Genomic DNA, 24,411 nt, shown 5'->3' on the forward strand with positions numbered 1-24,411 from the left:
CTCCGCTGGGCCTTGCCGATGATCCGGTCGAAACGCAGCGGAGCAAGCTCCGCTCTACAAGGAGGCCACGGCTTGACCCGAGAAACAGTTGCGCCCAACAATCGAAGCGCTGACCGAAACATCGGGCGTCACTTCCCGCGCTCCAACACCAGCAGCGGATCGATGCGCACATCGAACCAGTTCATGCCCCAATGCAGATGCGGCCCGGTCGCGCGCCCGGTGGCGCCGACCGCGGCGATCACCTGGCCCTGCCGCACCACATCGCCCACCTTCACGTCGATGCGCGAGAGGTGCAGGAAGTTGGAGCTCACGCCGAAGCCATGGTCCAGCACCAGCGTACCGCCGGTGAGGTACAGGTCGGGCGCGGCGAAGGTCACCACGCCGCCGGCCGGCGCCTTGACCGGCGTACCGGTCGGCACGGCGATATCCATGCCCGAATGCCCGGCGGGCGAGGGCTGGCCGTTGTAGACCCGGGCATTGCCGAAGCGCCCGCTGATCCGTCCCTGCACCGGCCAGAGGAAGGGCGTGGCGAAGTCGGTGCGGTCGTCGTCGCGCGTGCGCACCGCCGTCACCGCGGCCTGCTCGCGCTCGATGCGCGCGGCGATTTCCGGCGGTGGGTTGACGGACTTGGGCGGGACGCCGTTGACGCGCTCGGTGGGCCAGTCGCGCGGCGTCACCGCGATCTCGACGGTCTGCGCAGCCGCGCCCGGCGCACCCACCTGTACGCGCAGCGGCCCGGTCTCGTTGCGCCCGACGCCGAACACCACCGTGCCATAGCCGCTCACCCGCAGCGTGCGTCCGCCGTAGCGCACCACGCTGCCTGGCGCGACCTTGCCGAACACCAGCGCGCCCTGCGACACCGACGCGGGGAAGGTCGCCGCTTCAGCCTGCTGCGCCTGCGCCGCGGCCCCGCCCAGGACCGTGGCGCCGCCGGCCAGCGCCAGCAGCGCGGCCAGCCACAGCCGCCTCAACGCTCGAACTCCAGGCGCATGCCGCGCGGCGTGCCGACCAGCTGCTCGCCGTTCCACACCATGCGCCCGTTGACCCAGGTCGCGTCGATCTTGTGGTGGAAGGTGGTGCCCTCGAACGGCGACCACTCGCACTTGGACAACACATCCTCGCGCCTGACGGTGAAATCCTCGTCCTCCACCAGCACCAGGTCGGCCCAGTAGCCCTCGCGCAGGAAGCCGCGCTCCTTGATGTCGAACAGCTGCGCCGGCGCATGGGCGAACTTCTGCACCACCTGGGCGATGCTGAGCTTCTTCTCGTGTACCAGCTCCAGCGCGGCCACCAGCGCGTACTGCACCAGCGGCAGGCCGCCGGGCGCCTTGGTGTAGTCGGTCTGGGATTTCTCGTCCAGGGTGTGCGGCGCATGGTCGGTGGCCAGCACGTCGATGACGTTCTCTGCCACGGCCTTGATCAGCGCGACGCGGTCGGCCGGGTCCTTGATCGCCGGATTGCACTTGATCAGGTTGCCCAGGCGCGCGTAGTCGGTGCGGTCGAAGCGCAGGAAGTGGATGCAGGTCTCGGCGGTGATCTGCTTCAGGCGCTTGCCGGCCTTGTCCACCAGCGGCCCGGCGTTGAACAGCGCCAGCTCGTCGGCGGTGGACAGGTGCAGCACGTGCAGGCGCGTGCCGTGCCGCTTGGCCAGCGACAGCGCCAGGCGCGTGGAGGCGATGCACGCCTGGCGCGAGCGGATGTCGGGATGGAACTCCACCGGGATCTCATCGCCGTACTGCGCGCGGTAGCGCGCCAGGTTGGCGTTGATGGTCGGGGTGTCCTCGCAGTGGGTGATGATCGGCACCGGCGCGTCGCGGAAGATCGCGTCCAGCGTGTCCGGATCGTCCACCAGCATGTTGCCGGTCGAGGCGCCCATGAACACCTTCACCCCGGGCGTGGCGCGCGGATCGACGCGCTGGATCTGCGCCAGGTTGTCGTTGCTGGCGCCCATGTAGAAGCCGTGGTTGCCCCAGGCCCGCCCCTTGGCCAGCGCGTACTTGGCCTCCAGCGCCTCGGCGGTGAGGGTGGGCGGGTTGGTGTTGGGCATGTCCATGAAGCTGGTCAGCCCGCCGGCCACGGCCGCGGCCGACTCGGTGGCCAGATCGCCCTTGTGGGTCAGGCCCGGCTCGCGGAAGTGCACCTGGTCGTCGATCATGCCCGGCAGCAGCCAGCGGCCGCCGGCCTCGATCACCGTCTGGCCGGCGTTGATCGCGATCTGCGGCGCGATGCGCGTGATGCGGCCGTTCTCGATGCTGAGGTCACCTGTGGTCTCGCGCCCCTCGTTGACCATACGGGCGTTGACGATCACGGTGGCGGGCATCGGCAGGATCCTGAATGCGGTGAGGAGGCGTGGGGCGCGGGCGGCACCGGGTCGTCGCCGCCCGGATGCAGCGGATGGCAGCGGCCGATCCGGCGCAGCGCCATCCAGCCGCCGCGCAGCGGGCCGAAGCGCTCGATCGCCTGCATGGCGTAGACCGAGCAGGTCGGCTCGAAACGGCAGCGTGGGCCCAGCAACGGGCTGATGAAGCGCTTGTAGCCGCGCAACAGGGCGATGAGTCCGCGTTGAAGCATGGTCCGATGATAAGCCATGGTTTTGCGCGCCTGTGATTGGTGTGGTTGCCGCACCTGTCCGGGTAGGCTATAAAGGCCCGCTTTTCCCGGCCCGGGAATGATTCAAGGACGCTGTTCGTGGCAGCCAAGAAACCCGCAAAAAAGGCCGTCAAGGCCGCCAAGACCGCTGTCGTCGCCAAGAAGGCGGCTGTCGCCAAGTCGCCGGCCAAGGGCGTGGTGGCCAAGAAGGCCGCGCCTGCGCCCGCCAAGAAGACGGCAGGCAAGACCGCACCCGTGAAGAAGGCCACGAACCCCAGCACCGCCGCCAAGACCACGGCGGCGAAGAAGCCGGCGCCCGCGCCGGCCAAGAAGGCCACGGCAGGGAAGGCCGCGCCGAAGACCGCTCCGCAGCCGGCTGCCAAGCCCGCTCCGGCTAAATCCGCTCCCGCCAAGGCGACCAGCCCCAGCAAGGCCCCCGCAGTGAAGACCGCCGCGACATCGGCCCCTGTAGCGTCGGCTGCCAAGGCTGCCCCTGCAAAGAACACAGTGCCCGCTTCCAAGACCCCTTCGAAAACCGAAAAACCCGCCGCCCAGGCCAAGCCCGCCGTTGCCCGCGTGACCGGCAAGATCGCCGTCGCGGTCACCGGACGCACCCCGGAACCCGCCCCCAAGGGCAAGGTCCGCAAGGTCGAGTACACCGTCGATGAGGCCACCGGCCGCCCCGTGCTGCCGGCCGGCTACAAGCCCAAGGCCGACGAGGAGTACATGGGCCCGCTGCAGCTGGAGTACTTCCGCCAGCGCCTGCTGCAGTGGCGCGCCGACCTGGTCGAGGAATCCAAGCAGACCATCGAGAACCTCAAGGACGAAGTGCGCGACGTCGGCGACGAGGCCGAGCGCGCCACCCGCGAGACCGAGAACTCGCTCGAACTGCGCACGCGCGACCGCTACCGCAAGCTGATCGGCAAGATCGACAGCACGCTCAAGCGCCTGGACGCCGGCGACTACGGCTACTGCGTCGACACCGGCGAGGAAATTGGCCTGGAGCGCCTGGAGGCGCGCCTGACCGCCGAGCGCACCCTCGATGCGCAGGAGCGCTGGGAGCACCTGCAGAAACAGCAGGGCGACTGACGCCTGACCCGATTGTCATCAAGAAGCCCCGCTAACGCGGGGCTTTTTTCGGGCCCTTCCCAAACCAGGGACCGCGGCGCATGGATGTCCATGGCTTCGGAGGAGCGGCGGCCCTTCTTTTCGGGGAAGACCTTTCTCGCTCGCTGAAGAGCAAGACGCGGCGTTCCGCGGGAGCAGACATGGCGGCGATGGAGCTCTGCATAACGAGCGGGGTGCTTGGTCAACGAGAAGTGGCTGCTTGCCGTCTTCCTTCTTGCGGCCATGCGCCTGATGATCGGTCATGGCGGAATTTTTGGAGCCTGGGCGCCGGGACGCTGCGTGGTCACCAGGCGCATGAAGGTCTCATGCTGGTAACGGCTCATACGCAGTTGCTGGCCGTTGTCCATCGTGACCACATGGTGGCCGTTGAACCAGGGATCGATCGTCTTGATGCGCTGAATGTTGACGATCGCCGAGCGGTGGACACGCGCGAAGCGTTGCGGGTCAAGGCGCGCCTGCAGCGTCGTCATGGTCTCGCGCAGCTCGTGCACGCGGCCGGGCACGTGAATCTGCACATTGTTGCGGTTTGAGCGGATCCAGATGATGTCCTCGACATCGACGAAAACCACACGCTCGCCTTCGCGCACCGGGATCCGCACCAGGTAGTCCTCGCGCCGGCGCAGCATATCCAGCGCTTGCATGATCCGCGCGGCGGCCTCGCCGTCGGAGCCCTGCGCCGCCGCCAGCCGTAACTTGACCCGGCGAAGCGCATCGGCGAAACGTTCGCGGCCGAATGGCTTGACCAGATAGTCGACGGCGTTGGCATCGAACGCGCGCACCGCGAACTGTTCGTAGGCGGTCACAAAGACGGTCGCCGGCATGCGCGAAGCGCCGATCGTCGCCACCACGTCGAGACCGGTGATGCCGGGCATCTGGATGTCCAGGAACACCAGATCGGGCGAACTCTCGCGGATCCTTTCGACGGCGGATACCCCATCGCCGCACTCGCCGACCAGTTCGATCTCAGGGTCATCGCGCAACAGCCGAACGATCGCAAGCCGCGCGATTGGCTCGTCGTCGATGACCAGCGCGGTGATGCTCATGCGCGCGGCACTTCGGGGTCGTCTTCTTCGTTGAACAGGCCGGCGTCGCGCTTGTTGGCGGCTACTCCCCGGCTGTCGCGTCCGAATGTTTCGGCCGTGGGCTCTTCGAACGCGCGGAACGGCAACTGGATGCGGCAGACGACGCCCTGCGGCCAGGTGATATCCAGGCGCACCCGCGCGGCATAGCCATACAGCTCCTTCAGCCGCAGGCGGGTGTTGGACAGGCCGATGCCGTGACTAGGAACCTGCCTGGCATCGCAGGCAAGCTGGTCGACGCTGGTGCTAGCACCTTGATTGTCGATGTCGCTGTTACGGTTGCGCACGTCCAGGTAAAGCATATCGCCTTCGCGGCGGCTCTCGATCTCGATGCTGTCCGCGCCCACGCGCTTGCCGATGCCGTGGTGGATCGCGTTCTCGACGATCGGCTGCAGGATCAGGCTCGGCACCGCGCAGTCGAGCGTGTCAGGAGCGATGTAGATCCGTGTAGTCAGGCGGTCCTTGAAGCGTGTGCGCTGGATGCCAAGATAAAGCTCCAACAACACCAGTTCCTGGCGCAGGCTGATTTCCTGGCCATCGTAGTCCTCCAGAAACGCACGCAGCAGTTCGCTTAGGCGCAGCAGCATGTCCTCGGCCGAGGCGCTGTCCTCTTCGAGCAGGGTGATGATGGCGTGCAGCGTGTTGAACAGGAAATGCGGCTGCAGCTGCGACCTGAGCACGAGCAGCCGCGATTGTGCTAGGTCGGTGGCCAGCTGGCTGGCCTCCAGCTCACGTCGCGCTTTCTCGGCGTGGAAGTGGACGGCCTGCTGGATGGCGAACAACATCCAATAGGTCAGCAGGCCTATCGCGTAGTGTTGCTGCAGGAAGTACCTGAGCTGTTCGTCGAAGCCGCTGGGTTCGAACAGCGTGGACACCATCGCGCCGATCATCATCGCGATGAACGTCACGCACAGGCTGATCAGAAGCTGCCTGCCCAATCCGTGGAAGATCAGCGTATCGCGTACCGGGTAGCGCTCGGCCAGCCGGAACACGGTGGGTGCGAGGGCCGCCCAGGTGTACCACTGGATCAACGACCAACGGAGCATGTCCCAGAGCGGCCAGTTGGTGGCGGGCATTCCGTGGTTGAGCTTGTTCTGCAGAGCAAATATCAGCGCGACCGCCGTCCACAACGCCATGTAGGCGAACAGGCCGATCTTGAGACTGCCCAGGCGAATCTTCATGCTGCTCCGGTGTCGACTTGGCTTGCGGATGGTGGCGTGCGGATCAGGGCGACGGCGTCTTGCCCTCCGGCGCTCAGTGAGGGCGGCCGCATCGTAGGCGCATTTGCATGCCGTCGGAAGCGATTCCGGCGGCCGGCTACGATTGGTGGGCGCACTACTACGATTGGTCCCGAATTGCTTCCCAGCGCCACGACGCCACGGCCTGATGGCGATGCCGGAGCGTGCGTCACCCGCCTCCGGCTCCTTTCCCGTGTCGGAGCCACTGCAATGTCCATCGTGCATCACCTCGCCCTGGTCGCCCTGCTTGCGACTGCGTCTCATGCTGCCAACGCTCACACCGAGGGAAGCGACACACGCTATTTCAAGCTGATCAATACCAGCTACGACAGCGTGGTGTCGGTCTCGGTGGCACCCGCCGGCGACGGCAATTTCGTGCCGATCACGATCGCGCCACTGCCTGGAGGCTTCAACGTGGCGATCATCGAAGTCTCCGGCGCGCATTGCGTGCAAGACTTCCGCATTGGCTTTCGTGGCGGCCGCACATTGCTCTACAGCGATATCAACGTGTGCCGCAGCAGTGGGCTGTACCTGAGGGCGATCGATGGCAGGCGCACGGATGTCGATGCCAGGGCCCCGAATACCACGCACCTGCGCAGCCCTCTCATGCGCCGCTGGTAAGCGGCCTGGGTCTCGGGGCAGGCGCTGGAGGCGGCGCTATTCCGGGTCGTAATCCAGGTTGGAAGCCAGCCAGCGTTCGGCCTGTGCCAGATCCACGCCCTTGCGCCGGGCGTAGTCGGCGACCTGCTCCTTGGAGACGCGGCCCACGACGAAGTACTGCGCGCCGGGGTGGCTGAAGTAGTAGCCGCTCACTGCCGCGGTGGGCAGCATGGCGAAACTCTCGGTCAGGGTCATGCCGGCGTTCCGGGGGGCGTCCAGCAGCTCGAACAGCAGCCCCTTCTCGCTGTGCTCCGGGCAGGCCGGATAGCCGGGGGCAGGGCGGATGCCGCGGTACTTCTCGGCGATCAGCGCGGCGTTGTCGAGCGCCTCGTCGGCCGCATAGCCCCAGAACTCGGTACGAACACGCTGGTGCAGGCGTTCGGCCAGGGCCTCGGCCAGGCGGTCGGCCAGGGCCTTGAGCAGGATCGCGTTGTAGTCGTCGTGCGCGGCCTCGAAGCGCGCCACATGCGGCTCGATGCCGATGCCCGCGGTCACCGCGAACGCGCCGATCCAGTCCTGCTTGCCGCTGTCCTTGGGCGCGATGAAGTCGGCCAGGCAGAAGTCCGGACGATCGGCCGGCTTGTCGACCTGCTGGCGCAGGAAGCGCAGGAAGTGCCGGGATTGGGGATTCGGGATTGGGGATGGGGCTGGCTGCGTTGAATCTCCAATCTCCAATCCCGAATCCCGGTGGTCCCCCACGACCACCTCGACATCGTCGCCCACGCTGTTGGCCGGCCACAGGCCGAACACGGCCTTGGCGGTCAGCCATTTCTCCTCGACGATCTGCTTGAGCATCGCCTGCGCATCGCGGAACAGCTCGCTGGCCTGGGCGCCGACCACGGCGTCGGTCAGGATGGCCGGATACTTGCCGAACAGCTCCCAGGCGTTGAAGAACGGCGTCCAGTCGATGCAGTCCACCAGCTCGGCCAGCGGATAGTCGTCCAGCACGGTGATACCCAGGCGCCTGGGCGCCGGTGGCGTGTAGTGGTCCCAGCCGCCGTCGAACTTCTGACCGCGTGCCTTGGCTAACGTGACCAGGCGCTTGGCGTCACCGCGGTTCTTGTGGCGCTCGCGGATCTCGGCGTAGTCGGCGTCGTTGGCGGCGACGAAGGCGCTGCGCATGTCGCGCGAGATCAGCGACTGGGCCACGCCCACCGCGCGCGAGGCGTCCTTGACCCAGATCGTCGGCGCGCTGTAGTGCGGGTCGATCTTCAGCGCTGTATGCGCGCGCGAGGTGGTGGCGCCGCCGATCATCAGCGGCATCTCGAAGCCCTGGCGCTGCATCTCGCGCGCCACGTGGGTCATCTCCTCCAGCGAGGGCGTGATCAGGCCGGACAGGCCGATGATGTCGGCGTTCTCGGCACGGGCGCGGTCCAGGATGGTCTGGGTCGGCACCATCACGCCCAGGTCGACCACGTCGAAGTTGTTGCAGGCCAGGACCACGCCGACGATGTTCTTGCCGATGTCGTGCACGTCGCCCTTGACCGTGGCCATGATGATCTTGCCGTTGGACTTGCCCACATCACCGGTGCGCAGCTTCTCCTCTTCGATGAAGGGCAGCAGATAGGCCACCGCCTTCTTCATCACCCGCGCGGATTTGACCACCTGGGGCAGGAACATCTTGCCGGCGCCGAACAGGTCGCCGACCACGTTCATGCCGTCCATCAGCGGGCCTTCGATCACATCCAGCGGACGCGCGGCCTGGGCGCGCGCCTCCTCGGTGTCGGCCTCGACGTAGGCATCGATGCCGTTGACCAGGGCGTGGGCGAGGCGGTCGCGCACCGACTTCTCGCGCCAGGCCAGGTCTTCGACCCGCTTCTCGCCCTTCTTGCCCTTGTAGCGTTCCGCGATTTCCAGCAGGCGCTCGGTGCCGTCCTTGCGGCGGTTGAGGATCACATCCTCCACGCGCTCACGCAGCTCCGGGTCCAGGTCGTCGTAGATCGGCAGCGCGCCGGCGTTGACGATGCCCATGTCCATGCCGGCCCTGATGGCGTGGTACAGGAACACCGAGTGGATCGCCGCGCGCACCGTCTCGTTGCCGCGGAAGGAGAAGGACACGTTGGACACGCCGCCGGACACGTGACAGTGCGGCAAGGTGTCCTTGATGATGCGCGTGGCCTGGATGAAGTCCACCGCGTAGTTGTCGTGCTCCTCGATGCCGGTGGCCACGGCGAAGATGTTGGGATCGAAGATGATGTCCTCGGGCGGGAAGCCGACCCGCTCGGTGAGGATGCGGTAGGCGCGCGTGCAGATCTCGACCTTGCGCGCGCAGGTGTCGGCCTGGCCGGTCTCGTCGAAGGCCATCACCACCGCGGCGGCGCCATAGCGCAGCACCTTGCGCGCGTGTTCGATGAAGGCGTCCTCGCCTTCCTTCAGCGAGATCGAGTTGACCACGCCCTTGCCCTGCAGGCACTGCAGGCCGGCCTCGATCACGCTCCACTTGGAGCTGTCCACCATCACCGGGATGCGGGCGATGTCCGGCTCGGAGGCGATCAGGTTGAGAAAGCGCACCATCGCCTTCTCCGAGTCGATCAGGCCCTCGTCCATGTTGACGTCGAGGATCTGCGCGCCGTTCTCCACCTGCTGGCGGGCGACCTCGACCGCCTCCTCGTAGCGCTCCTCCTTGATCATCTTGCGGAACTGCGCGCTGCCGGTGACGTTGGTGCGTTCGCCGACATTGACGAACAGCAGCTGCGGCGTGATGACCAGCGGCTCCAGGCCGGACAGGCGGGTGTAGCGGGGCGAGGGTGCAGCAGTGGACATCACCAGACCTTGTAAATCTGTCCGGTCTGCACGCCCTCGATGCTGCGCTGGAAGGCCAGCGCCGCGCGGGCGGCGGGGACCGGCTCGAAGCCGGGGAAGAAGTCGGCGTAGGCGTCCCACGCCTCGGCCAGGACGGTGGGACTGACCGCATTGATGCGCAGGCCGCGCGGCAGTTCGCAGGCGGCCGCGCGCACGAAGCCCTCCACCGCCGCGTTCACCGCGGTGGCGTTGACGCCCTGGGCGATCGGCTGTTCGGCCAGGATGCCGGTGGTCAGCGTGATCGAGCCGCCGTCGTTGAGATACCGCTGGCCCAGCAGCGCCAGGCGCACCTGGCCGAGCAGCTTGTCCTGCAGGCCGCTGTCGAACTGGGCCGCGGTCATCTGCGCCAGCGGGCCGAAGTGCACGTTGCCGGTGGTGGAGACGATGGCGTCGAGGCGGCCCACGCGTTCGAACAGCGCCAGCACGCTGGCTTCGTCGCGCAGGTCGACCGGATGGGTGGCGTCGTGACGCGAGGCGGCGATCACCTCATAGCGCGGCGCGAGCAGGGTGCGCACGGCACGGCCGAGCGTGCCGCTGGCCCCGATCAGCAGGATCTTCTTCATGCCCATCTCAGGCCGCCTGCGCCAGGCGCTGCGGCAGCGGGCGCGGCGCGATCCCGGCCACGGCCTCGGCGATGGCGCGGATGTGATCCGGCGAGGTGCCGCAGCAGCCGCCGACCAGGTTGAGCAGGCCGGCGGTGGCGAACTCGTGCAGCGTCTCGGCCATTTCCTCCGGCGTCTCGTCGTACTCGCCGAAGGCGTTGGGCAGGCCGGCATTGGGATGCGCGCTGACATAGCAGTCGGCCACGGTCGCCAGCGTCTCCACGTGCGGGCGCAGGTCCTTGGCGCCCAGCGCGCAGTTCAGGCCGATCGACAGCGGGCGGGCGTGCATGAGCGAGGTATAGAACGCCTCGGCCGTCTGCCCGGACAGCGTGCGCCCGGAGGCGTCGGTGATGGTGCCGGAGATCATCACCGGCAGCCGCGCGCCACGCCCGTCGAAGGCTTCCTCGATGGCGAACAGCGCGGCCTTGGCGTTGAGCGTGTCGAAGATGGTCTCGACCATCAGCGTGTCGGCGCCGCCGTCGATCAGGCCTTCCACCGCCTCGCGATAGGTCTGGCGCAGGGCCTCGAAACTGGTGTTGCGGAAGCCCGGGTCGTTGACGTCCGGGCTGATCGACGCGGTGCGGCTGGTCGGCCCGAGCACGCCGATCACGAAGCGCGGCTTGTCCGGCGTGGCGGCCTCGACGGCATCGCAGCACTGGCGGGCGATGCGCGCGCCTTCCTTGTTCAACTCGTAGACCAGGTGTTCGAGGTGATAGTCGGCCTGGCTGACGGCGGTGGCGTTGAAGGTGTTGGTCTCCACCAGGTCGGCGCCGGCCTCCAGGTAGGCCGTGTGCACGCCGGCGATGACCTGCGGATTGCTGAGCAGCAGCAGGTCGTTGTTGCCCTTGAGGTCGTGGCCATGGTCGCAACCCGGGCCATGCGCGTGATCCTGCGCCTGAAGGCTGTCGAAGCCACCGGCGAAGCGCTCGCCGCGGTAGTCGGCCTCTTCCAGCCTGTGGCGCTGGATCATGGTGCCCATCGCGCCATCGATGATCAGGATGCGGCTGGCCAGCGCGTCCAGCAGCAGCTGGGTGCGGGCCGGGTTGAGCCAGGGCAGGGATTGGGTGGTACTCATGCGGCGCTCCTCACGGCTTGATGCCGGTCAGCGAGATGACTTCGAAATGCGGCGGGCGGCGTTCGCGCGTGACCACCTGCAGGCTGGCCACCTGCAGGCCGCTCTTCTCGGCGAACCGGCGCAGTTCGGCGTCGGTGAAGCCCAGATTGACGTGGCCGTACGCGTTGACCACCGACTGGTGCTCGTGCCGGCCCAGGCTGGACAGCAGCAGCTTGCCGCCCGGGCGCAGCACGCGTGCGGCCTCGGCCACGGCCTTGGCCGGGCGCTGGGAATAGGTCAGCGCATGCATCAGCACCACCAGGTCGAAGGTGCCGGCCTCGAACGGCAGCGCGTGCATGTCGCCTTCGCGCACCTCCACATTGGGGAAGCGGCGCAGGCGTTCGCCCGCGGCGGCGACCACGCGCGCACTGGTGTCCACGCAGACATAGCGGTGCGAATGCGGCGAGAGCAGCTCGGCCAGCACGCCATCGCCGGAGGCGATGTCCAGCACGTCGCCGGTGTGCAGCAGCGGCAGGGCGGTGCGCGCCAGCGCTTCCCAGGTGCGGCCCGGCGAATAATGGCGCTCCATGTCGCCGGCCACGCTGTCGGCCCAGTTCTGCGTGGCGGCGCGCGCGGCCAGCACCTCGGCCACGCGCTCGGCGTCCTGGCGCAGCAGCGGGTCGTCGCTGCCGGCGCGCAGGCTGCGCCACAGCTCGCGCTGGGCCGGATCCAGGTTGTCCTCGTCGAAGCGGTAATACGCCGACACGCCGGCGCGGCGGTCGCGCACCAGGCCCGAATCCTTGAGCCTGGCCAGATGCGTGGACACCCGCGGCTGGGCCAGCCGGGTGATGGCCGACAGCTCGGCCACGGTGAGCTCCTCGCCGGCCAGCAGGGCCAGCAGACGCACGCGGGTGGCGTCGGCGAAGACCTTCAGGCGCGCCGACCAGGCTTCCAGATCCATATTTATCTCTATATCAAGATATGGAGATATTTTGCCGGCGATGCCGGGTTCGGTCAATTCCATACGCAACCGCATGGTGGTTCGCTACAATCCTCGCCATCACCCAATGGGAGGGGAACGACCGTGGATTTCGGATACACCGACGAGCAGCTGATGATCCAGGATGTGGCCCGCCGCATCGCCCAGGAAAAGATCGCGCCCAGCGCCGAGCACTTCGACAAGACCGGCGAATTCCCGCTGGAGAACATCCAGCTGCTGGGCGAGAACGGCCTGATGGGCATCGAGGTGCCGGACGAGTACGGCGGCGCCGGCATGGATCCGATCAGCTACGTGCTGGCGATGATCGAGGTGGCGGCCGGCGACGGCGCGCACTCGACCATCATGTCGGTCAACAATTCGCTGTACTGCACGGGCCTGCTGAAGTTCGGCAGCGAGGAACAGAAGCAGACCTATGTGCGCGCCATCGCCGATGGCAGCCAGATCGGCGCCTTCGCCCTGACCGAGCCGCAGTCCGGCTCGGATGCCACGGCCATGCGCTGCCGCGCGGTGCGGCAGGCCGACGGCAGCTTCGTGATCAACGGCAAGAAGAGCTGGATCACCTCCGGGCCGGTGGCCAAGTACATCGTGCTGTTCGCCATGACCGATCCGGACAAGGGCGCGCGCGGCATCACCGCCTTCATCGTCGACACCGACAGGCCCGGCTTCCACCGCGGCAAGACCGAGCCCAAGCTCGGCATCCGCGCCTCGGCCACCTGCGAGATCGAGTTCGCCGACTACGTGGCCCAGCCGGCCGAGGTGATCGGCGAGGAAGGGCAGGGCTTCAAGATCGCCATGGGCGTGCTGGACGCCGGCCGCATCGGCATCGCCTCGCAGGCCATCGGCATCGCCCGCGCCGCCTACGAGAAGACCGTCGAGTACGTGAAGGAGCGCAAGGCCTTCGGCGCGCCGATCGGCACCTTCCAGATGACCCAGGCCAAGATCGCCGACATGAAGTGCAAGCTGGACGCCTCGCTGCTGCTGACCCTGCGCGCGGCCTGGCTCAAGGGCCAGGGCAAGGCCTTCAGCAGCGAGGCGGCCATCGCCAAGCTCACCGCCTCGGAGGCGGCGATGTGGATCACCCACCAGGCCGTGCAGATCCATGGCGGCATGGGCTACTCGAAGGAAATGCCGCTGGAGCGCTACTTCCGCGACGCCAAGATCACCGAGATCTACGAGGGCACCAGCGAGATCCAGCGCCTGGTGATCGCGCGCGCGGAGACCGGATTGCGCTGAAAGCCGCGCGGGGTGCTGGCCGCCCCGGGCGTGCCGGCGGCTGTGCATTTGCAGTCGGCACCAAAGCTCCGACCGTCGTTCCCGCGCACGCGGGAACCCAGCGACTTTCGCGCGGACAGGCGCAAGGCGCTGGATTCCCGCGTTCGCGGGAATGACGGTTCTGGTGGGTGCTCGCTGATTCGAAATTTAGGAGTCATGTGCGGCGCCTCTCTCACGAGAGGCGGGCCGCTCAGCACCGTGGGAGCCGCCATGGCGGCGAGGGGCTTTGCCGGTAAAGCCTCATCGCCGCCATGGCGGCTCCCACCAAGCAAGACCGACCCCAAGCAACACCCGGCCCCAAAGAAGAAGCCCCGGCATCACCGGGGCTTCTTGGGTTTCAGGACCTCAAGGCAGACGGTCAGTGACCGCCATGCCCCTGCGGGGTGTCCTGACGCGGCGGCTGGCCGTCCTGCCCGCCGTCCTGGTGCGAGGCCAGGTATTCCTTGGAGGGCTCGTCCATCTTGTCGCCCAGCAGGCGCCGCACCACGATGAAGAACATCGGGATCAGCAGCAAGCCCAGCACGGTGGCGAACACCATGCCGCCGATCACGCCGGTAGAGATGGCGTGGCGCGCGTTGGCGCCGGCGCCGCTGGACAGGGCCATCGGCACCACGCCCATGATGAAGGCGAAGGAGGTCATCAGGATCGGGCGCATGCGCAGGTGCGCGGCGTTGACGATGGCGTCGTGCAGCGTGCGGCCCTGTGCGCGTTCCATCACCGCGAACTCCACGATCAGGATCGCGTTCTTCGCCGCCAGGCCGATCACGGTGATCAGGCCGATCTGGAAGAAGATGTCGTTGGACAGGCCGCGCAGCATGGTGAAGGCCAGCGCGCCCAGGGCGCCCAGCGGCACCACCAGCAGCACCGAGACCGGGATCGACCAGCTCTCGTACAGCGCCGCAAGGCACAGGAACACCACCACCAGCGACAGCACCAGCAGCAGGGTCTGGCTGTTGCCGGCCAGGATTTCCTGGTAGCTCATGCCCGACCAGTCGAAGCCGAAGCCGGCCGGCAGCTTGTCGCGCACAATGCCTTCCATGGTGGCCATGGCCTGGCCCGAGGAGCTGCCCGGCGCCGGCGAACCGTTGATGTTGACCGCTGAATAGCCGTTGTAGCGCGCCAGCGACGGCGGCAGCGAGGCCCAGCTGGTCGACACCACGTTGGACAGCGGGATCATCGAGGGATTGCCCTGCGCATCGCTCTCGGTGCTGCTGGGCACATAGAACTGCTCCAGCGACTCGGGCCCGGTGCGGAAGGGCGCGTCGGCACGCATGTTCACGCGCTTGATGCGGCCACCGTAGAAGAAGTCGTTGACGTACACCGGCGCCAGCATCAGCTGGATCGAGGTGTAGATGTCGCTGACCGACAGGCCCATCGACTGCGCCTGCACGCGGTCGACCTTCAGCTGCAGCTGCGGGGCGTTCTCCAGCGTGTTGGGGCGCACCTGCATCAGCGACTTGTCCTGCGAGGCGATGCCCAGCAGCTGGTTGCGCGCGGCCATCAGCGCATCCTGGCCGGCGCCGGTGCGGTCCTGCAGCCACATGTCGAAGCCGCCGAACTGGCCCAGGCCCTGGATGGTCGGCAGGTTGACCACGAAGATCTGCGCGCCCTTGATGCCCTGCAGCGCGCCGTTGGCCTGGCCGATGAACTGCGTGGCCACCGGGCGCTCGTCCCAGGGCTTGAGGCGGATGAAAGCCATGCCCACGTTCTCGCCCTGGCCCAGGAAGCTGAAGCCGGTGATCTGCATCATGCCTTCGAAGCCATCCAGCTTGCCCAGCGTGCCGCGGATCTGGTCCATGACCTCGTTGGTCTTCTGCATCGGCGTCCCCGGCGGGGTCTGCACGATGGCCAGCGCGTAGCCCTGGTCTTCCTCGGGGACGAAGCTGGTGGGGATGCGCGTGAACAGGAAGCCGGTCAGCACCACCAGCACGGCGAACAGCAGCATCCAGCGCGGCGCGTGGCGCACCTGCCGGCCGATCATCCCCACATAGCCCTTCTCGGTCTTGCCGTAGTACTTCTCGAAGGTGCGGAAGACGATGTTCTTCTTCTTCTCGTGGCTGTTCTCATCGTGCTGCTTGAGGAAGCTGGCGCACAGCGAAGGGGTGAAGCCCAGCGCCAGGAACGCCGAGAAGCCCATCGAGATGGCGATGGTCAGCGCGAACTGCTTGTAGATCTCGCCCGAGGCGCCGCCCTGCAGGGCCGAGGGGATGAACACGGCCGCCAGCACCACGGTGATGGCCACCACCGCGCCGGTGATCTGCTCCATCGCCTTGATCGTGGCCTCGCGCGGCGGGAGCTTCTCCTCGGCCATGATGCGCTCGACGTTCTCGATCACCACGATCGCATCGTCCACCACGATGCCGATCGCCAGCACCATGGCGAACATGGTCAGCTGGTTGATGGTGAAGCCGATGATGTCCAGGCCCATGAAGGTGCCCAGCAGCGCCACCGGAATCACCAGGGTGGGGATGATCGTCGCGCGGAAGTTCTGCAGGAAGATCAGCATCACCAGGAAGACCAGGATGATGGCCTCGATCAGCGTGTGAACCACTTCCTCGATGGAGATCTTGACGAAGGTGGTGGTCTCGTAGGGCGTGAACCAGGTGACGCCCGGCGGGAAGCTGGCCGCCAGGTCGTTCATCTTGGCCTCGACCGCCTCGTACACGCTCAGCGCGTTGGCGCCGGGCAGCAGCTGGATGGCGAAGGCGCCGACCGGCTTGCCGTTGTACTTGGTGTCAAAGCCGTAGTTCTGCGCGCCGAAGGCCACGCGCGCCACGTCCTTCAGGCGCACGGTCGCACCGTCGTTGTCCGCGCGCAGGATGATGTTCTCGAACTGCTCGGGCTCGGTGAAGCGCCCCTCGGCCGAGACCGTGACCTGGAAGGCCTGGCCTTCCGGCGCCGGGTCCGAGCCCATCGAGCCGGCGGCGAACTGCACGTTCTGCGCCTTGACCGCCGCCAGCACCTGGCTGGCGGACATGTTGTAGCCCTGCAGCTTCAGCGGGTCCAGCCAGATGTTCATGGCGTACTCGGAACCAAAGTGCTGGGTGCTGCCCACGCCCGGCACGCGCGAGATCTGGTCGAGCACGCGCGAGGCGATGATGTCGTTGAGGTGGTTGCGGTCGATCGAGGCGTTCTCGGACTGCACGCCGACCACCATCAGGAAGCCGGCGTTGGCCTTGGCCACCACCACGCCCTGCGCGGTCACCTCACTGGGCAGGCGCGGCTGGGCCAGCGACACCTTGTTCTGCACCTGCACCTGGGCGATGTCCGGATTGGTGCCGGTCTCGAAGGTCAGGGTGATCGTGGCGCGGCCCGAGGAGCTGGACGTCGAGCTGAAGTACAGCAGGTTGTCGATGCCGGTCAGCTGCTGCTCGATCACCTGGGTGACCGAACGTTCGGTGGTGCTCGCGCTGGCGCCGGGGTAGGTCGCCTGCACCGTGATCTGCGGCGGCGCCACGTTGGGGTAGGACTCGATACCCATATTGAGGATCGAGATCACGCCGGCCAGCGAGATCAGGATCGCGACGACCCAGGCGAAGACCGGGTGATTGATGAAGAACTTGGGCATGGGGGTGAATCCTTACTTGGCCTGGTCTTGCGCAGGCTGCTGGGTGTCGCCCTGCTTGGCGTCGGCGCCCGCGGCGGCGGGCTGCTGGGGCTTGCCGCCGGCCTGCTGCTGGCTGGCCGCCAAGGCCTGCGCGTAGGGCACGGCCTTGACCTGGCCGCCTTCCTTGGCCTTCTGCAGGCCGACGCCGATCACGCGGTCGCCGGTCTTCAGGCCGCCGGTGACGACCCACTTGTGGTCCACCGAAGTGGTTTCCATCTGTACGTCCTTGCGCACGACCTTGCCGTCGGCACCGACGACCAGGGCGTAGGCGCCGTTGGTGTCGCGCTGGATGGCCTCCTGCGGCACCAGGTACACACCGCTGCGCGTGCCCAGGTCGGCCTCGACGGTGACGAAGCTGCCGGGCAGCAGCGCCTTGTCGGGGTTGGGCACGGTGGCGCGCAGCGAGACCGTGCCGGTTGCCTGGTCGACCACCACGTCGGAGAAGCCCAGCGTGCCGACCTGGTTGTAGACCTGGCCGTTGGGGAGCTTGATCTTGACCTTGGTGTCCTTGGTGTCGGTCAGGCTGACGCTGCCCTGGCCCTGGGCCTGGCGCAGCGACTGCAGCTCGGAGGAACTCATGGTGAAGTTGACGTAGAGCGGATCGATCTGGTCCACGGTGGTCAGCAGGGTCACGCCCTCGGCGCCGACCAGCGCGCCCTCGGTGACCTGCTGCTTGCCGGCGCGGCCGGAGATCGGCGCGGTGACGTTGGCATAGCCCAGGTTGATCTGGGCGTTGGTCACCGCGGCCTTGGCCTGCTGCAGGGCGGCCGCGGCGCTGCGCTCGGCGGCCTCGGCGTCGTCCAGGTCGGACTGGGACACGTACTGCTGCGGCGCCAACTTGCGGGCGCGCTCGGCGGCGATGTGCGCGTTGGTGTAGGTGGCCTGGGCCGAGGCCTGCTGGCCCTGGGCCGAGCTGAGGTCGGCCTGCAGCGGCGCCGGGTCGATCTTGAACAGCACCTGGCCTTCCTTCACGTCGGTGCCTTCCTCGTAGACGCGCTTGAGCAGCACGCCGGGCACGCGGGCACGCACGTCGGCGCTGCGCACCGGCGCCAGGCGACCGCTGAGCGCGCGGGTCAGCGGCACGCTGGTCGGCTGCACGTCGATCACGCCCACTTCCGGCGGCGGCGGAGCCTGCTGCTCCTCCTTCTTGCAGGCGGCCAGGGCCAGCATGAGAGCGAGGCTGAGCAGGAGCGGGCGGGTTGGGGCGGTCATGGGAGAGGGCTCCGGAAAAACTGAAGGGTGGTGAGGTGGCAGGAAGTGGGCGGCGCTAGCAGCGGCAGCGGGCGGCGTGTGCGTCGGGCGCGAAGGCGCGCAGGAAGGCCTCGACCGCCCGGCTCGCCCAGGCGCGGCGTGCGGCGGGCAATCGCTGCGGCTCGGCGAAGCGCACGCGCTCCAGGTCCAGACCGAGCAGCATGCCGAACAGCAGTTCGGCCGACGCGTGCGGATCGTCATGCCTCAGCAGGCCGGCCTGCATGGCCTGGGACAGCCACTGGGCCAGGTGCTGATGCAGGCGCTCGCCGCCATCGCGCCAGATGCCGCGGGCTTCGTCGGGGAACTGCGGCGACTCGGCGCTGAACAACCGACAGGCCGCGACCACGTCGGGCTCGGCCAGCCGCTCGAGGTATTCTTCGGCGAAGGCCAGCAGCGGTGCACGCACGCCATCCTCGAAACTTCCCAGCCGCGCGGTGGTCAGCTGCAGCTGCTCGTGCATCAGATCCCGCAGCAGCGCGTGCTTGCTGCCGAACTGCGAATACAGCGTCTGCTTGGAGCAGCCAGCACGCTGGGCGAGCGCATCCATGCTCACGCGAAAACCTTGCTCGGCCATCAGCGCGCGCATGGCAGTAAAGACCCGCTGGCGTCGCTCGGCTGCGGTCGGAGTGGCGTCAGACAGGCTCATGGGGGCTGGACTATACCGTCCAGTTCAGAATTTGAATACCCCGAAAATGCAGTCGCGACGCGGTTTATCCGCGCTTGTGAAGATCGAGTGATGGGGCGGTGACGGGATCGACATGCAATGACCGTTTATCCGCGCGTCGAGCAAACGCGTCAGCGCCTGACGCACGGCTTCCAAGACTTGCAAACGCGCTGGAAGTGTGAGCAATCGGCATGCGCTCAAGTCGATTGATCATGATGCCGCGCAACACGAAGGTTTAAGAGAGCAGGCCTACAATGCGCGATTAACTTCCTCGATGTAAGCGACTGTATGAGCACCACCGGCAGCAGGCTCCGCAATAAATCCGCTTCGACCTCCAAGGCCGCCTCGGCCCCGCCCTCAGGCAAGTCCAGCAGCAAGCCCGCCAAGGCCATCGCGCCGTCGGCCAAGCCCGTTCCTGCAACCCCGCCCAAGACGCGCGCTACGAAGGCCGGCGCGTCCACCCCAGCGTTCTCGCTGCAGCCCATCCACGACGCCTTGAAGACGCTGGTGCCCAGCGCCAAGCGCGAGCAGGCCAAGGTCTTCGCCGATGCCTTCTACCGGCGCATGGAGCAGGACGAGTTCCCGCACCACAGCGCGCAGGGCTGGGCCGCGATGGCGGTGGACATGCTGGAGTTCGCGCGCGTGCGCAAGCCCGGCACGGCCAACGTGCGCGTGTTCAACGCCAGCGCCAAGGCCAATGGCTGGGAGTCCTCGCACTCGGTGCTGCAGATCGTCAACGACGACATGCCTTTCCTGGTCGATTCGGTGAGCATGGCCCTGGCCGGCATGGGCGTGGGCGTGCATGTGCTGGGCCATCCGGTGGTGCGTTTCGAGCGCGACAAGTCGGGCAAGGCCACGGCGGTGGGCGAGGGCAAGGCCGAATCGCTGATGATGCTGGAGATCGACCGCCAGCCGGCCGAGGCGATGCCGCGCATCGAGGCCGAGATCCGCCGCGTGCTGGCCGAGGTGCGTCAGATCGTCGGCGACTGGAGCGCGATGCGCGAGAAGATGCTGGCCGTGGCCGAGGACCTGGCCACGCGCCGCATGCCGGTCTCCGATGGCATGCGCCGCGAGACGCAGGAATTCCTGCAGTGGGCCGCCAACGACCACTTCACCTTCTTCGGCTATCGCGAGTACCGCGTGCAGAAGCAGGGCGGCGAGGAAGTGCTGGTGCCGCAGGAGGACACCAGCCTGGGCCTGATGCGGGGCCATGCCTCGGGCAAGCCGCGTGCGGTGCGCTCGCTGGCCGCCAACCTGCTCAACGAGGCCGGCGAAGCCGAGGCGATGATCCTGACCAAGACCAATGCGCGCGCCACGGTGCATCGCAAGGGTTACATGGACTACATCGGCGTGCTGTCCTTCGACGCCAACGGCCGCATCACCGGCGAGCAGCGCTTCCTGGGCCTGTTCACCTCCAGCGCCTACAACCGCCGCCCGTGGGAGATCCCGCTGGTGCGCGAGCGCCACGAGCACGTCATGCGCCAGTCCGGCCTGTCGCCCAACAGCCATAGCGGCAAGGCGCTGCGCCATATCCTGGAGACGCTGCCGCGCGAGGAGCTGTTCCAGTCGCGCCAGGACGAGCTGGCGCGCACCGCGATGGGCATCCTGGGCCTGCAGGAGCGCGTGCGCAGCAAGCTGTTCCTGCGCCGCGATCGCTACGGGCGTTTCTGGTCGGCGCTGGTCTACGTGCCGCGCGACCGCTTCAACACCCAGCTGCGCCTGCGCATCGAGACGCTGATGAAGGAGGCCTTGCACGGCGACGCGGTCGACACCACCGTGCAGCTGGGCGAATCGCCGCTGGCGCAGCTGCACCTGACCGTGCGCCCGCGCCCGGGCGAGGAGGTCAGCGTCGATGCGGCCGAGCTGGAGTCGCGCCTGTCGCATCTGCTGCGCAACTGGCAGGACGACCTGCGCGAGACGCTGATCCAGCGCCACGGCGAGGCGCGCGGACTGGCGCTGGCGTCCAGCTTCGGCCGGGCGCTGCCGCAGTACTACATCGAGAACGTGTCCACCGAGCTGGCCGCCGACGACGTCGAGCGCCTGGCCCAGCTCAAGGACGCCGACGACCTGCGCCTGAGCCTGTACCGCTCGCCGCGGCACCGCGCCGGCGAAGGCGCGCTGCGCCTGAATCTCTATCACCTGGGCATCGACATCCCGCTGTCCGACGCGCTGCCGCTGATGGAGAACATGGGCCTGCGCGTGATCTCCGAGCATCCCTTCCGCCTCGATCTGGACGGGCGCGTGGCCTACATCCAGGAGTTCGAGGTCGAGCCGGCCGGCGGCGACATCGAAGTGGCCGCGCGCGCGGAGGATTTCGACGAGGCCTTCGCCCGCGTCTGGCGCGGCGATGCCGAGAACGACCGCTTCAACCGTTTGGTGCTGCGCGCGGGCCTGAGCTGGCGCCAGGTCGCGGTGCTGCGCAGTTACACCAAGTACCTGCTGCAGACCGGCGTGCCCTTCACCCAGGCTTCGGTCGAGGACACGCTGGGCCGCTACCCGCTGCTGGCCGCGCTGCTGGTGCGGCTGTTCGAGGTGCGCTTCGACCCGACGCTGGACGGCAAGGCCAAGGCGCGCGACGGCAAGCGTGCGCAAGCCGCGGCGCAGGCGCTGCTGGCCCTGGCCGACACGGCCGACGAGGACACGCACAAGGCGCTGCACGCCCTCGCACAGGCGGCCACCCAGTCGCGCGACGCGCAGACCGAGGCCGTGCATGCGGCCATGCTCAAGCTGCTCGACGGCGTCTCCAGCCTGGACGACGACCGCATCCTGCGCAGCCTGATGGGCACCATCGAGGCCACGCTGCGCACCAGCTACTACCAGGTCGACGCAGACGGCGCGCCGGCGCACACGATCAGCTTCAAGTTCGATTCGGCCAAGGTGCCCGACCTGCCCAAGCCGCGCCCGTACCGCGAGATCTTCGTCTGCGGCCCGCGTGTGGAGGGCGTGCACCTGCGCTTCGGCGCGGTGGCGCGCGGCGGCCTGCGCTGGTCCGATCGCCGCGACGATTTCCGCACCGAGGTGCTGGGCCTGGTCAAGGCGCAGATGGTGAAGAACACGGTGATCGTGCCGGTCGGCGCCAAGGGCGGCTTCTACGTCAAGCAGTCGCCGGCCAGCGGCGAGCGCGACGCGGTCATGGCCGAGGGCATCGCCTGCTACAAGATGTTCATTCAGGGTCTGCTGGACATCACCGACAACATCGTCGGCGGCAAGATCGTGCCGCCGCTGGACGTGGTGCGCCACGACGCCGACGACCCGTACCTGGTGGTGGCCGCCGACAAGGGCACGGCGACCTTCTCCGATATCGCCAACGGCCTGGCCATCGACCACGGCTTCTGGCTGGGCGATGCCTTCGCCTCGGGCGGCTCGGTGGGCTACGACCACAAGGGCATGGGCATCACCGCCAAGGGCGCGTGGGAATCGGTCAAGCGCCACTTCCGCGCCCTGGGCCGCGACTGCCAGACCCAGGACTTCACCGTGGTCGGCATCGGCGACATGTCCGGCGACGTGTTCGGCAACGGGATGCTGCTGTCCGAGAAGATCCGCCTGGTGGCCGCCTTCGATCACCGCCACATCTTCCTGGACCCCAACCCCGATGCGGCCAGGTCCTTCGCAGAGCGCGCGCGCATGTTCAAACTGCCGCGTTCGTCCTGGGCCGACTACGACACCAAGCTGATCTCGGCCGGCGGCGGCGTGTTCCCGCGCACGCTCAAGACCATCCCGCTGAGCCCGCAGGTCAAGCAGGCGCTGGGGTTGGACGCGGGCATCGCCGCGCTGTCGCCGACCGAGCTGCTCAGCGCCATCCTCAAGGCGCCGGTGGACCTGCTGTGGAACGGCGGCATCGGCACCTACGTCAAGTCCGTGCAGGAGAGCAATGCCGATGTCGGCGACCGCGCCAACAACGCGCTGCGCGTCAACGGCGGCCAGCTGCGCTGCAAGGTGGTGGGCGAGGGCGGCAACCTGGGCCTGACCCAGCTGGGCCGCATCGAGGCGGCCCAGAACGGCGTGCTGCTCAACACCGACTTCATCGACAACTCCGCCGGCGTGGACACCTCCGACCACGAGGTCAACATCAAGATCCTGCTCGACGGCGTGGTGCGGCAGAAGAAGCTCACCGAAGCGGCGCGCAACGCCCTGCTGGCCAGCATGACCGACGAGGTCGGCCAGCTGGTGCTGACCGACAACTACCGCCAGAACCAGGCGCTGAGCCTGATGGAGCGCATGAGCGTCTCGCGCCTGGGCTCCAAGCAGCATTTCGTGCAGGTGCTGGAGGCGCGCGGCCTGCTGGACCGGCAGATCGAATACCTGCCCAGCGACGCCGAGTTCGCCGACCGCAAGGCGCGTGGGCTGGGCCTGACCCGGCCGGAGCTGTCGGTGCTGCTGTCCTATTCCAAGCTGGTGGCCTTCGCCGAGCTGCTGCACACCGACATCCCCGAGGATCCGTACCTGTCCAAGGAGCTGCAGCGCTACTTCCCGCAGCCGCTGCAGAAGAAGTACGCCGCGCAGATGGAGCAGCACCGCCTCAAGCGCGAGATCATCGCCACCGCGGTGACCAACTCGACCATCAACCGCATGGGCGCTACCTTCCTGCTGCGCATGCAGGAGGACACCGGCCGCGACATCGGCGAGGTCGCCAAGGCCTACACCATCACCCGCGAGACACTGGACGCGCGGGCGCTGTGGGCGCAGATCGATGCCCTGGACGGCAAGGTGGCCGAGGCGGTGCAGATCGACGCCCTGCAGGTGATCTGGAAGCTGCAGCGCAGCTTCACCCGCTGGCTGCTGACCCGCACCGGACCGATTCCGGCCATCGCCACGGCGGTGGAGCGCTACCACGCCGGCTTCAACGACATCCGCGCGGCCGACGGCGTGCTGCCCGATTCGCTGCGGCCGGCCTACGAGGCCGCGCTGGCCGACTGGAAGGCCAAGGGCGTGCCCGATGCGCTGGCCGGCCAGCTGGCGGCCCTGCCGTACCTGGAGCCTTCGGCGGACATCATCGAACTGGCGCGCGCGCACAAGCTCTCGGCCGTGGCGGTGTCCAAGGTGTACTACCGCCTGGGCGATGCGCTGCACCTGCCTTGGCTGTTCGCGCAGATCGACGCGCTGCAGGTCGACGGCCGCTGGCATGCGGTGGCCCGTGGCGTGCTGCGCGACGAGCTCTCCGCCCACCTGCGCGCGATGACCGCGCAGGTGCTGGCCCTGCCCGGCGACAGCGCCGAGGCCAAGGTCGGGCGCTGGATGCAGCGCGACGATCCCACGCTGCGCTTCACCCGCTCCATGCTCGACGACATCGCCGCCCAGCGCACGCTGGACTACCCGACCGCCTCGGTCGCGGTGCAGCGCCTGTCGCAGCTGACCTGATCCAGGCCAGCCGAGAAAGGCACGCGGGGCCGGGTGGCGACACCTGGCCCCGCTTGTTTTTGCGTCGGTTGAAGACGCAACACGCGCCGCGGGCGGGCGCCGGGTAT

16 protein-coding genes are annotated in these 24,411 nt (G+C 67.8%); 4 read left to right on the top strand and 12 right to left on the bottom strand.

What is annotated here, in order from left to right:
• Positions 1 to 128: 128 nt before the first annotated feature.
• Genes ACFJIT_RS06275 through yidD form a run of 3 tightly spaced genes read right to left on the bottom strand, consistent with a single transcriptional unit; the run spans position 129 to position 2,589 of the window.
• Positions 129 to 971: a M23 family metallopeptidase gene (locus tag ACFJIT_RS06275; protein WP_379655352.1), complete on the bottom strand. Its 843-nt coding sequence runs from the start codon at positions 969 to 971 to the stop codon at positions 129 to 131.
• Positions 968 to 2,320 (bottom strand): dihydroorotase, encoded by a 1,353-nt coding sequence (locus ACFJIT_RS06280; RefSeq protein WP_130532051.1) that lies wholly within the window; start codon positions 2,318 to 2,320, stop codon positions 968 to 970. Before ACFJIT_RS06280 ends, ACFJIT_RS06275 begins: the two co-directional genes overlap by 4 nt.
• Complete coding sequence (yidD, locus tag ACFJIT_RS06285) at positions 2,305 to 2,589, bottom strand: membrane protein insertion efficiency factor YidD (RefSeq protein ID WP_130518129.1); 285 nt, start codon at positions 2,587 to 2,589, stop codon at positions 2,305 to 2,307. The genes ACFJIT_RS06280 and yidD overlap by 16 nt, the downstream gene beginning before the upstream one ends.
• A gap of 99 nt (positions 2,590 to 2,688) precedes the next feature.
• Between yidD and dksA the strand changes: the two genes are divergently transcribed.
• Positions 2,689 to 3,678 (top strand): RNA polymerase-binding protein DksA, encoded by a 990-nt coding sequence (dksA, locus tag ACFJIT_RS06290; protein ID WP_130518131.1) that lies wholly within the window; start codon positions 2,689 to 2,691, stop codon positions 3,676 to 3,678.
• 278 nt (positions 3,679 to 3,956) lie between these two features.
• On the opposite strand, the gene ACFJIT_RS06295 is transcribed toward dksA, so the two are convergent.
• Both ACFJIT_RS06295 and ACFJIT_RS06300 read right to left on the bottom strand, forming a co-directional pair.
• A complete protein-coding gene (locus ACFJIT_RS06295) occupies positions 3,957 to 4,760 on the bottom strand; it encodes a LytR/AlgR family response regulator transcription factor (protein WP_379655353.1) in 804 nt (267 codons plus the stop codon).
• On the bottom strand, positions 4,757 to 5,977 hold the full coding sequence (locus ACFJIT_RS06300) for a sensor histidine kinase (protein WP_379655354.1): 1,221 nt from the start codon (positions 5,975 to 5,977) through the stop codon (positions 4,757 to 4,759). The genes ACFJIT_RS06295 and ACFJIT_RS06300 overlap by 4 nt, the downstream gene beginning before the upstream one ends.
• A gap of 267 nt (positions 5,978 to 6,244) precedes the next feature.
• Between ACFJIT_RS06300 and ACFJIT_RS06305 the strand changes: the two genes are divergently transcribed.
• Complete coding sequence (locus ACFJIT_RS06305) at positions 6,245 to 6,655, top strand: hypothetical protein (RefSeq protein WP_379655355.1); 411 nt, start codon at positions 6,245 to 6,247, stop codon at positions 6,653 to 6,655.
• A gap of 36 nt (positions 6,656 to 6,691) precedes the next feature.
• On the opposite strand, the gene metH is transcribed toward ACFJIT_RS06305, so the two are convergent.
• Genes metH through ACFJIT_RS06325 form a run of 4 tightly spaced genes read right to left on the bottom strand, consistent with a single transcriptional unit; the run spans position 6,692 to position 12,113 of the window.
• Positions 6,692 to 9,457 (bottom strand): methionine synthase, encoded by a 2,766-nt coding sequence (gene metH / locus ACFJIT_RS06310; protein WP_379655356.1) that lies wholly within the window; start codon positions 9,455 to 9,457, stop codon positions 6,692 to 6,694.
• Positions 9,457 to 10,059, bottom strand: a complete 603-nt coding sequence (locus tag ACFJIT_RS06315) for a short chain dehydrogenase (RefSeq protein ID WP_379655357.1) — start codon at positions 10,057 to 10,059, stop codon at positions 9,457 to 9,459. The genes metH and ACFJIT_RS06315 overlap by 1 nt, the downstream gene beginning before the upstream one ends.
• A gap of 7 nt (positions 10,060 to 10,066) precedes the next feature.
• Complete coding sequence (locus ACFJIT_RS06320) at positions 10,067 to 11,173, bottom strand: homocysteine S-methyltransferase family protein (RefSeq protein WP_379655358.1); 1,107 nt, start codon at positions 11,171 to 11,173, stop codon at positions 10,067 to 10,069.
• 10 nt (positions 11,174 to 11,183) lie between these two features.
• Complete coding sequence (locus tag ACFJIT_RS06325; RefSeq protein ID WP_379655735.1) at positions 11,184 to 12,113, bottom strand: ArsR/SmtB family transcription factor; 930 nt, start codon at positions 12,111 to 12,113, stop codon at positions 11,184 to 11,186.
• A gap of 123 nt (positions 12,114 to 12,236) precedes the next feature.
• On the opposite strand from ACFJIT_RS06325, the gene ACFJIT_RS06330 reads away from it, so the two are divergent.
• Positions 12,237 to 13,385 carry an acyl-CoA dehydrogenase family protein gene (locus ACFJIT_RS06330; protein ID WP_379655359.1) on the top strand — a complete coding sequence of 383 codons (1,149 nt, stop codon included), beginning with the start codon at positions 12,237 to 12,239 and terminating at the stop codon, positions 13,383 to 13,385.
• A 397-nt stretch (positions 13,386 to 13,782) separates the two neighbouring features.
• Here ACFJIT_RS06330 and ACFJIT_RS06335 read toward each other — a convergent pair whose 3' ends face one another.
• The 3 genes from ACFJIT_RS06335 to ACFJIT_RS06345 are packed head-to-tail and all read right to left on the bottom strand — an operon-like array spanning position 13,783 to position 18,922.
• Positions 13,783 to 16,992 carry a multidrug efflux RND transporter permease subunit gene (locus ACFJIT_RS06335; protein ID WP_379655360.1) on the bottom strand — a complete coding sequence of 1,070 codons (3,210 nt, stop codon included), beginning with the start codon at positions 16,990 to 16,992 and terminating at the stop codon, positions 13,783 to 13,785.
• Positions 16,993 to 17,004: 12 nt separating this feature from the next.
• Positions 17,005 to 18,243, bottom strand: a complete 1,239-nt coding sequence (locus tag ACFJIT_RS06340) for an efflux RND transporter periplasmic adaptor subunit (protein WP_337052650.1) — start codon at positions 18,241 to 18,243, stop codon at positions 17,005 to 17,007.
• Positions 18,244 to 18,298: 55 nt separating this feature from the next.
• The gene (locus tag ACFJIT_RS06345; RefSeq protein ID WP_379655736.1) at positions 18,299 to 18,922 is read right to left on the bottom strand and encodes a TetR/AcrR family transcriptional regulator; all 624 of its coding nucleotides are present in this window, start codon (positions 18,920 to 18,922) and stop codon (positions 18,299 to 18,301) included.
• 312 nt (positions 18,923 to 19,234) lie between these two features.
• Here ACFJIT_RS06345 and ACFJIT_RS06350 point away from each other — a divergent pair, with 312 nt between their 5' ends.
• Positions 19,235 to 24,304 carry an NAD-glutamate dehydrogenase gene (locus ACFJIT_RS06350; RefSeq protein WP_379655361.1) on the top strand — a complete coding sequence of 1,690 codons (5,070 nt, stop codon included), beginning with the start codon at positions 19,235 to 19,237 and terminating at the stop codon, positions 24,302 to 24,304.
• Positions 24,305 to 24,411 lie beyond the last annotated feature (107 nt).

This window comes from Pseudoxanthomonas sp. UC19_8 (genome assembly GCF_042700505.1).
GTDB classification, from domain to species: Bacteria; Pseudomonadota; Gammaproteobacteria; order Xanthomonadales; family Xanthomonadaceae; genus Pseudoxanthomonas_A; species Pseudoxanthomonas_A winnipegensis.